5 protein-coding genes and 1 pseudogene are annotated in these 6173 nt (G+C 50.6%); 4 read left to right on the top strand and 2 right to left on the bottom strand.

From position 1 onward, the window contains the following. Positions 1 to 809: 809 nt before the first annotated feature. Positions 810 to 2162, bottom strand: coding sequence for a TrkH family potassium uptake protein (locus ACFVVF_RS11045; protein WP_387808360.1), 1353 nt, complete (start codon positions 2160 to 2162; stop codon positions 810 to 812). 150 nt (positions 2163 to 2312) lie between these two features. Between ACFVVF_RS11045 and ACFVVF_RS11040 the strand changes: the two genes are divergently transcribed. Both ACFVVF_RS11040 and ACFVVF_RS11035 read left to right on the top strand, forming a co-directional pair. Beyond that, a complete protein-coding gene (locus tag ACFVVF_RS11040) occupies positions 2313 to 3548 on the top strand; it encodes a DUF445 domain-containing protein (RefSeq protein WP_387808357.1) in 1236 nt (411 codons plus the stop codon). A gap of 82 nt (positions 3549 to 3630) precedes the next feature. Continuing rightward, positions 3631 to 3930 (top strand): annotated as a pseudogene (locus ACFVVF_RS11035) (5-methyltetrahydropteroyltriglutamate--homocysteine S-methyltransferase); the annotation flags it as partial. Positions 3931 to 3997: 67 nt separating this feature from the next. On the opposite strand, the gene ACFVVF_RS11030 reads toward ACFVVF_RS11035, so the two are convergent. Beyond that, on the bottom strand, positions 3998 to 4279 hold the full coding sequence (locus ACFVVF_RS11030; RefSeq protein WP_387808354.1) for a hypothetical protein: 282 nt from the start codon (positions 4277 to 4279) through the stop codon (positions 3998 to 4000). Between the two features lie 372 nt (positions 4280 to 4651). Between ACFVVF_RS11030 and ACFVVF_RS11025 the strand changes: the two genes are divergently transcribed. After that, a complete protein-coding gene (locus ACFVVF_RS11025) occupies positions 4652 to 5404 on the top strand; it encodes an ABC transporter ATP-binding protein (protein ID WP_387808351.1) in 753 nt (250 codons plus the stop codon). Further along, positions 5397 to 6170, top strand: coding sequence for an ABC transporter permease (locus tag ACFVVF_RS11020; RefSeq protein ID WP_387808348.1), 774 nt, complete (start codon positions 5397 to 5399; stop codon positions 6168 to 6170). Before ACFVVF_RS11025 ends, ACFVVF_RS11020 begins: the two co-directional genes overlap by 8 nt. Positions 6171 to 6173: the final 3 nt, after the last annotated feature.

Here is a 6173-nt window from a genome sequence, read left to right as displayed (position 1 = left end):
TCGGCCCAATAGCGAATTGATTTTCGCTGTTGGAGAACGAAGGTTCACGGATAGCGAAGCTAGCTTCGCTGCAGCTCGCTGCGCTACACAAAGTACCGTCGAAGAACGAAGTTAGTTTCGCTAAAAAGCGAAGCAGGTTCGTTGTAAGGTGACGTGCTGCTGGGAGCTTGGGAAGAGCGAAGCAGGTTCGCAAATTAGCGAACCTAATTTCGCTGTAGACCTCTGAAGCGGGAAACGTCGGCCCAATAGCGAATTGATTTTCGCTGTTGGAGAACGAAGGTTCACGGATAGCGAAGCTAGCTTCGCTGCAGCTCGCTGCGCTACACAAAGTACCATCGAAGAGCGAAGTTACCTTCGCTAAAAAGCGAAGCAGGTTCGTTGTAGGGCAGTCTGCTGCTGGGAGCTTGATAAGAGCGAAGTTAGTTTCGCTAAAAAGCGAAGCAGGTTCGTTGTAGGGCGGTCTGCTGCTGGGATCTTGGCAAGAGCGAAGTTAGTTTCGCTAAAAAGCGAAGCAGGTTCGTTGTAGGGCGGTTTGCTGTTGGGGAGCTTGGCAAGAGCGAAGTTAGTTTCGCTAAAAAGCGAAGCAGGTTCGTTGTAGGGTGGCGAGCTGTTGGGAGCTTGGCAAGAGCGAATTTAGTTTCGCTAAAAAGCGAAGCAGGTTCGTTGCAGGGCAAGATGCTGCTGGGAGTTTGGCAATAGCGAAACAGGTTCGCAGTAGAGCAGCGTGCTGCTGCTGAATGACTAGCAGGTTCGCAAACAATAGAAAAAAAGCTGGAACACCTGTAAGGGGTGATTCCAGCTTTTTTTAACTAGCCAATCATAATTTTCCCTTCCGAATAGCGGTACAGCTCCTTTTCCCCAGGAGCGAGCGTGAAGGCGAGGGTGAGGGGCCCCAGACGGCCGATGAACATCATCGTAATGATGAGCACCTTGCCGAGCAGCGTCAGATGGGGCGTTAAGCCCATCGATAACCCTGTCGTGCCGAATGCTGAGGTGACCTCGAACAGCGCGGTCAATATTTCAACGTCCTCCGTGGCGCTTATTAACATCGTGAACAGGACGATGGCGGACAGCGCAACGATGGAGATCGTGAGCGCCTTGTGAACGCGGTCCTTTGCCAGTCTTCTTTTGAAAAAGACGACGTCCTCCTTGCCGCGGATCATTGTCATGACGGCACCGACGAGAATGGCGAAGGTCGTTACTTTAATACCGCCGCCCGCCGAGCCGGGCGAAGCTCCGATGAACATCAGCAGGACGATCAGAAACTGGGTCGCGCTCCGCATTGCGCCGATGTCGAGCGTACTTGCCCCGCCAGAACGCGGGGAGATCGATTGGAACAGCGAGCTGTAGAGCTTGCCGGTGATGCCGAGCGGCTCTAGCGTTCTAGCATTCGTAAATTCAAAGATGAAGATGAGAACCGCACCTGCGAGAAAAAGGATACCCGAAGTGGTCAGTACCACTTTGGAATGCAAGCTGAGCTTGCGAACCTTCGAGAAGTCCCACAGTTCTGCCAATACGATAAAACCGATGCCGCCGAGAAAGATCAGCATAATAATGACGAAGTTGACGATCGGATCGTCAACGTGGCCGACAAAGCTGGAGAATGGGCCATGCACCGTGCCTAATATGTCGAATCCAGCATTCGTAAACATGGAAATACTGTGGAAAATACCAAAGTAGAGCGCCTTGCCAAAGGGCATTGTCAGCGAAAACCGCATCGCGAGCAGCAGCGCGCCAACGATTTCGATGACGAATGCATAGACCAGCACTCGCCGGATAAACCGGACGATCCCTTCAAGAGAAGCCTGATTCATCGTCTCCTGAAGCAGCAGTCTTTCCCGCAAGGAAATACGTTTGCGGAAAGCGAGCGCGAGCATCGTTGCCATCGTCATAAAGCCAAGGCCGCCAATCTGCATCAGTGTTAATATAACGACTTGTCCGAAAATCGTAAAATGGGTGGCCGTATCCACGACGACAAGGCCGGTCACACATACCGCCGAAGTGGCGGTGAACAGAGCGTCGATGAACGGAGTGCGCATTCCATCGGTGCTTGCGGCAGGAAGCGAGAGCAGTATCGAGCCGATACTTATAATAAGAATGAAGCCCAGTGTTAAAAATTGAGGCGGCGTTATTTTAAGCAAAATTGCTTTTGTCTTAGTCAATGTAATTCTCCTTTTATCCAATAAAAAAGACGCATTGCGCCAGATTGAAATGTTCACTTTATTATCTGGTATAATTAGGTTAGATGCAACCGAGATTAACGCTGACCGCATGGTTTGCAGGACAGTCGTTCCAGAAGGGAAGTAAGCTTGATGAGAACAAGATATATCGCAACGATTTCGCTGGCCGCTATGGGTGCGGGATTTATTGCCACCAAATATTTTCTGCCGGATACAGGCTGGGTCAGAATGCTCGAAAGCGGCTTTGAGGCCGGGCTTGTCGGCGGTATTGCCGATTGGTTCGCGGTGACTGCTTTATTCCGCCATCCGTTTGGCATTCCGATTCCGCATACGTCGCTGCTGCTCAAAAACCGCAATAAAATCGTAAATTCGCTTATTTCAGCAATGGAGAACGAGCTGCTGAACAAGGACAGCATCAGCCGCAAGCTTAGCGAGCTAAAGCTGTTCAACGGCCTGGCGTCTTCAGTTGTCCGGCTCATCGGCAAACGAAAAACGAGGCTGAGTCTCGTCCAATTCGCGCAAACCTCGTTGGACCGGCTGCCTTTGGAGCGTTTTAGCGGCATTATACGCGGACTGGTTGCCGATTATGTGCGGAAACAGGACATTCGGCCGATCGTGCAGAAGCTGACCGATAAGTTTGCTCATGACGGCTGGGATGAGAAAGCGCTCGATTATTTGCTTGACGAGGGCAAGCAGTGGGTGTCAAAGCGGGAAACAGAGCAATTGCTCGGCAAATTAGCCCATAGCAAGCTGGAGGAGCTGCAGGTTGGCGGCTTTATGGGATTTGCAGTACAAGCGTTTATCGGATTTATGAGTGCGGAAAAGCTCGGTCCAATGGTGCAAAATATGCTGCTCTCCGCTATTCGCGACTTGAGCCAGCCTGGCAGCGAGAACAGGACCAAGCTGTTGAACGAAGTGAAATCCGCAGCCGAGAAGCTGCATGAGAATGAAGCGCTCATGGAGCAGCTTAAGCAATGGCTGGAGAGCGGGGCTGACAGCGTGGAGCTGGAGCGGTTTATTCACCTGCGCCTGGAAGAGCTGCGTCAATTGCTGTTGGACAAGCTGGAGGAAGAATATAGCGGGGGCGGCCGCTCTGTGGTGAAGGGCGTCCGTTACTTGACGGATCGCGCCAAGGAGAAGGAAGAGCTGCTTCAGCAATGGGAGCGGACCATTCTCGATTATACGGTTCAGCTTATTGAACGCAATCATTATCGGATTGGCATGCTCGTTCGCGACAACTTGGATAAAATGGATGATAAATCGCTCGTCGAAATGCTGGAGCAAAAAATCGGCAATGACTTGCAGTGGATTCGCGTTAACGGCGCGATCTGCGGCTTCGCCGTCGGAATTGTGCTGTCCTTCTTCTAAGAAACCGTGTATAATTCAAAGCATTCAGGTATGAAAAAAGTGTTGTATAAAATATGTCATGCCGTATATTTATACATTTTTCAGCTTGAAAACAAAACGCAGCCATGGCGAGCTGATTCACAGCTTTGAGGAGCATACGTATGATCTGGGCATCGGTCTTGGCGTATACGACATTCACAGCCCTCGCGTACCGGCGGTTGCTGAGATGACGAACATGATCGGACGCGCGCTGAAGGTGCTGGATCCGGAGCTGTTCTGGATTAACCCGGACTGCGGATTGAAAACACGCGGCATCGACGAGACTGTAGCATCGCTGCGTACGATGATTGAAGCGACGGAAATCGTCAGATCGCAATTCGAACAGGCTAAAGCAGGCGTATAATAGATAAAAAGACTTGCCGATTCGCGAAGATTTAATCGTGAATCCGGCAAGTCTTTTTTATAATAACCTATTCGAAATGGACGAATTGTTCGGGATGCAGACGAATATATCGGGTAATTACGTTCCAGGTAGACGCTTCTACATAAAAATGATAAAAATGGCTCATCTCGGCATGAAGCGTAGGATCCGTCTCCATATCCTGCAGCGAGACGCCGAAGTTTGCCAGGCTTCGAGGATGATTCCGCTGCCTAAGCGATTGTTCTGTACGTTCCAGCAGAGCAAGCATTTCAGAATCATCGAAATACTTGAGGCTTTGCAGCAGCCCCTTCCACCTCAAAGGCTGGGCCATATAATAGGCCGTCCACCAGTAATAGTCAGCTTCAGACTTGATGGCATGCAGATAATGCGTTCGGAAGACGAACAGCGCTTTTTGACCTGAAGTCAGAAGCGGGTACAGCTCAGAGGAGAAATCTCCTCCCCGGCTTTCAATCTCCTTGTAAGCCGTAATTAATGGCTTAAAGCAAGCGGATGCCAGGCTTTCATCGTCATATGAGACCCAAAAGTCTGTTTGTTTATTGCTGTCAACAATACAATATCACTCCTTCTCTTTCATTATACGTAAAATAAAGAGCCGATAGAAGAGATATGCAAGATTAGCTTCTTCAGGTTTATAATGTAGCTATACCTATTATGGGACACACGAATTACAGGGGGAACAAACTTGGCTCCATTATTGAGCATGAATCAGATAAGTAAACGAAGGCCGGATAAAGCAGGGGAATGGCTGTTTCAAGGAGTCACGGCTGGCATAGATAAAGGGGAGCGCATTGCGCTGTTGGGAGCTTCAGGCACGGGAAAAAGCACGCTGCTGCGTATTGCCGCCTTGCTGGAATCGTTTGATGAAGGCGAGCTTCAATTGGAGGGCAAGGCACAGCGATCCTTTAAACCGGAGGAATGGCGAAAAAAAATCAGCTACGTCGCGCAGGCGCCAGTTATGCTCGCCGGGACTGTGGAACAGAATTTACGAACAGCCAGCATGCTGCATGGCACGCCGTTTGACGAACAGCTAGCCCGCCGCTATATGGCCGAGGCGGAGCTTGGACATTTAGCTTGGACAAAGCCTGCCGCTGAGCTGTCTGGAGGAGAGAAGCAGCGGACTGCGCTAGTCCGATCCTTGCTGCTGCGCCCCTCAATGCTTTTACTGGATGAGACAACTTCTTCCTTAGATCCAACTAGTAAAGAAGCAGTGGAGCAGATGCTTAACCGATTGGCAGAGCGTGAAGGAACTGCGATGGCCTGGATTACGCATGATATGGAGCAAAGCCGGTCAGTCAGCGATCAGATTTGGTTCATGAGCGAGGGAAAGCTGTTGGAACGTGGAGATACGAAAGCTTTTTTTCAAGGACCATCTACCGAGCAGGCACGGCGCTTTATTCAAAAGCCTCTTGAAAGAGAGGCGAATGGGGATGAGTAATTTAGCTCTGGCGAGTACGCTTGTTTTTGTCGCCATTACTGCTTTTTTGTCCATCTGGAAAAAGCTTGGCTTGGAGAAGGACATCCTTATCGGAACGGTCCGCTCCGCGCTGCAGCTTCTTTTTATCGGCTATGTACTGCATTTCATATTCGATACGCAGAATCCGTTGTTTATCATTCTTATATTAGTGTGTATGATTGGCGTCGCGTCATGGAATGCAGGGTCGCGAGCCAGGGAGATCCGTGGCATTCGCCTTCGAATTGCGATAACGCTGGCTTGTACGGAAGGGCTGACGATGGCGCTGCTGCTCGGATTCTCCATTATAGAGCCTACGCCTCAATATATCATTCCGGTGAGCGGTATCGTTATCGGAAGCTCGATGATTGTAGCCGGCATCTACTTGAATCAGATGAAACGCGAGCTTGAATCGTCGCGCGGCGAGGTCGAGACGCTGCTGGCGCTTGGGGCAACAGCCCGGCAAGCGATTCAGGGAGCCGTCAAACGGTCTGTCCGCTCCAGCATGATTCCGACGATTGACGGAATGAAAACGGTCGGACTCGTTCAACTGCCCGGAATGATGACAGGCATGATCGTGGCCGGAGCCGATCCGATCGAAGCGGTCCGTTATCAGATGCTGATTATGTTTGTACTCGCATCATCCGCAGCATTAACGGCAATATTGTTAAGCCAAATCAGCTATCGCTTATGGTTTACGAAGGATGTGCGGCTTGTGCCAAACCCGCAGCAGGAAACGAAGCGGGCTTAGCAC

Source organism: Paenibacillus sp. NPDC058174 (assembly GCF_042883865.1).
Lineage (GTDB): Bacteria > Bacillota > Bacilli > Paenibacillales > Paenibacillaceae > Pristimantibacillus.
Note: the sequence above shows the minus strand (reverse complement) of the source record. Positions and strands in the feature narration are given on the sequence as shown.

Bases quoted from the DNA above. Each gene is read 5' to 3' on its own strand.
- ACFVVF_RS11040 (WP_387808357.1), top strand. From the start codon at position 2,313: ATGAGAACAAGATATATCGCAACGATTTCGCTGGCCGCTATGGGTGCG.
- ACFVVF_RS11030 (WP_387808354.1), bottom strand. From the start codon at position 4,279: ATGGCCCAGCCTTTGAGGTGGAAGGGGCTGCTGCAAAGCCTCAAGTAT.
- ACFVVF_RS11020 (WP_387808348.1), top strand. From the start codon at position 5,397: ATGAGTAATTTAGCTCTGGCGAGTACGCTTGTTTTTGTCGCCATTACT.